This window comes from Kribbella sp., from assembly GCF_035655035.1.
Lineage (GTDB): Bacteria > Actinomycetota > Actinomycetes > Propionibacteriales > Kribbellaceae > Kribbella.
In genome coordinates, this window is the sequence record NZ_DASRVN010000065.1 from 1 (window position 1) to 2,093 (window position 2,093).

A 2,093-nucleotide genomic window follows, 5' to 3' on the forward strand; every position below is an offset into this window, starting at 1 on the left:
CGCCATCGCCGCCCACACGCCCTCGAAGCGCCGCAACTGCTCGTCGGAGGCGACCGACGCGATCGCCGAGTTCCCGAGGCCCTGGCGCGGCATCGACAGCAGCAGCCCGACGTCGCCCCAGCACATCTCCATGATCGACAGGACGGACGACAGGTTCGACCCGTTCACCACTCCGTCCTCCGAAGCTGCGGTACGCCGTACCCCGGACGCGCCCGCGCCGGAACCGGTGCCTGAGGCCCCTAATCCGTCGACCATCGCGGCCAGCATGTCCAGCTCGACCGGGTACTCGTGCTCGGCCAGGTCGTAGCGGCGCGAGTTCGGCCTCAGCATCTCGGCCGCGACCTGGTGCGCCTGGTTGACGAACGCCTTGAACTTGCGAGGGGTCTCGAGGTTGATCATCAGACCAGCACCGCGCCTTCCATGATGCCGATGGCCCGCAGGTCGCGGTACCAGCGTTCGACCGGGTGCTCCTTGACGAACCCGTGCCCGCCGAGCAGCTGTACGCCGTCCGTACCGATCTGCATGCCCTTCTCCGCACAGAGGTGCCGCGCCAGCGCCACCTCCCGGTCGTACGAAAGCCCTTGCGCAGCACGCGATCCGGCCCGGTACGTGACCAGCTTCATGCCCTCGAGCTCGATCCCGATGTTCGCCACCATGAACGCCACCGACTGCCGATGGCTGATCGGTTCTCCGAAGGCCTCGCGCGAGTTCACGTACGGCGTCACGTAGTCGAGCACGGCCCGCGCCGTACCCAAGGCCAGCGCGCACCACCCGAGCCGCGACAGCCGGACGCACTCCGCATAGTCCTCGACCGACCCCAACGGCACCGCCGGTACGTCGGTCAGAATCACCCGGCTGAGCGACGCCGCACGGAGGCCCATCGACGGCTCGGCATCGATCGTCACGCCCGGATGGTCCGGCTCGACCACGAACAGCCGCGGCCCGGCGTCGGTCTGCGCGCCGATCACGAACAGCTCCGCCTCCGCGGCCCGCGGCACCAGCGACTTGATGCCGTTCAGAAGCCCGCCGGTGTACCGGGTGCGCAACTCGAACGGGTCGAACAGCACGCGCGGCTCCAGCAACGCCAACGCGGCCGCCGGTACCGACGAACCAGTGAAGGACGGGAGGTACGTCGCCTGCTGCGTCTCGTCGCCCCACAGCGAGATCGCCGTACTGACCGCGGACGGCGCCAGGCACGCGACGGCCTGGCCCATGTCGCCGTGCGCGAGCGCCTCGGCCACCAGTACGCCGGTCATCGTGGAGCGCTCGGTGACGATGCCGCCGAGCTCCTCCGGTACCTCGATCAGGCTCAGCCCGAGCTCGGCGGACGAGTCCAGGATCTTCGCGTCCGTCGTACACGCGGTGTCGGCCGCGGCGGCAGCGGGCCGCAGTACGTCGGCGGCGAACTCGCGGACGACCTCGACCATCAACTGCTGGTCCTCGGTCGGCGTCAGGTCGAACCGGCCGGTCCCGTAGGCCGCGGGCAGCCGCGACGGGGCCGCCAGCTTCGAGACCGCGGTGAACCGGCGGGACAGCGCGCCGGCCGTCCGGAATCCGGTCTTGGTAGCCTCGAACACCGCTCGCTCGGCCGGTTTCCGCAGCCCGAGCCGGTCGATCGCCCGCCACTGGGCCAGCCGGTTCAGCAGCGCGACGCCGACTCCGATCGCGTCCCGCCGGGTCCTTCCCTGAACGCTCATGGCGCTACTGTAAACCGAAGTTACAACTCAGGTCACGTCCCAGGTTGATAATCTGACCGCCGGCGAAAGGAGCTGCGGGTGGCGGTCAGCATGTCCGACGTGGCGCGGCACGCGGGCGTCTCGCAGCGCACCGTCTCGAACGTGGTGAACAACTACGTGCACGTCTCCCCCGCGACCCGGGCCCGCGTCCAGGCCAGCCTCGATGCGCTCGGCTACCGCCCGAACACCGCCGCCCGACGACTGCGCACCGGCCGCACCGGCACCGTCACGCTGGCCGTCCCGAGCTTTCGCGAGCGGTACTTCGCCGACCTCGCCGAGGCGGTCGTCGGCGCCGCCCGGGACCGCGGGACGACGGTCCTCGTCGAGACCACCGGCGGTCACCGGGACGCCGAGCTC

2 protein-coding genes and 1 pseudogene are annotated in these 2,093 nt (G+C 70.5%); 1 reads left to right on the plus strand and 2 read right to left on the minus strand.

All coding sequences use genetic code 11. From position 1 onward, the window contains the following. Both VFF46_RS03990 and VFF46_RS03995 read right to left on the minus strand, forming a co-directional pair. Window positions 1–399: pseudogene (locus tag VFF46_RS03990) on the minus strand (acyl-CoA dehydrogenase); the annotation flags it as partial. Then, window positions 399–1,697, minus strand: coding sequence for an acyl-CoA dehydrogenase family protein (locus VFF46_RS03995; protein ID WP_325035634.1), 1,299 nt, complete (start codon window positions 1,695–1,697; stop codon window positions 399–401). The pseudogene VFF46_RS03990 and the gene VFF46_RS03995, both read right to left, overlap by 1 nt. Before the next feature lie 78 nt (window positions 1,698–1,775). Here VFF46_RS03995 and VFF46_RS04000 point away from each other — a divergent pair. Next, a partial coding sequence (locus tag VFF46_RS04000) for a LacI family DNA-binding transcriptional regulator (protein ID WP_325035635.1) occupies window positions 1,776–2,093 on the plus strand: 318 nt, incomplete at its 3' end.

Coding starts and splice junctions, on each gene's coding strand:
- VFF46_RS03995 (WP_325035634.1), bottom strand. CDS start 1,697: ATGAGCGTTCAGGGAAGGACCCGGCGGGACGCGATCGGAGTCGGCGTC.